Source organism: Tsukamurella conjunctivitidis (assembly GCF_007858475.1).
Lineage (GTDB): Bacteria > Actinomycetota > Actinomycetes > Mycobacteriales > Mycobacteriaceae > Tsukamurella > Tsukamurella conjunctivitidis.
Map to the genome: position 1 here is coordinate 1 of NZ_VIGX01000090.1, position 723 is coordinate 723.

A 723-nucleotide genomic window follows, 5' to 3' on the forward strand; every position below is an offset into this window, starting at 1 on the left:
GGTGTCCTCAGCACCCAATGGGGTGTCGGTTGTGGTGTCGTAGTACTGGCAGTCGAAATCGATGTCGATCTCGCCCCAGTTCAGCTTCTCCTGGAGCTCCATGTTGTAGTAGTCCTCCACCGGCTGCCACAGGACCCAGGCGGCGGGCTGCAGTCCGCGCAGGTCATCAGCGATCTTGCCCGCGAACCCCAGCGCGTTGGCAGTCGAGGAGGGATTGAATCCGGTGGTGTCCCAGTTGCCTTCCACCTCACTCATCCACAGTGGCTTGTCCGCGCTGCGGGCCAGGTCTCGCACGTGCTCGGTGGTGGGCGACCAGTAGGTGTGGACGTTCATCTGGGCAACGGCGTCGCGGATCGTCTGGGGATAGGAGGTCCAGTTCGTGACGAAGGTCGGGGTGTTGGTCTCATCCATCGCGGAGATCTTCACATCGGACCCGGCGTCGGCCAGGGCCTTCTGCAGTGCTTCGATGACCACCGCTTGCTGTTGGGGTCCGACGTGCATGCCCTCCTGACGGGCAGAGGGCAGTCCGTTGACGATTCCCGTTCCCCAGTAGTTCGTGTTGGGCTCGTTGAAGGGGTCCAGGGTGTCGAAGGAGGTGCCGTACTGCTCTTCCAGGTGCTGGGTGACCCGGACCAGGTACTGCACGTACTGCTCAACCGAGTCAGAGCTGAGTTGTTGGTCGGTGGACTTGAAGCCACCTGAGACGTACCCGGACTCCGTCAT

Annotated in this window: 1 protein-coding gene; it reads right to left on the minus strand. The window is 62.1% G+C overall.

All coding sequences use genetic code 11. The annotated features are described in order from the left end of the window. The coding region (locus tag FK530_RS24495; protein ID WP_269434186.1) for a glycoside hydrolase at positions 1-723 on the minus strand (723 nt) is incomplete at its 3' end.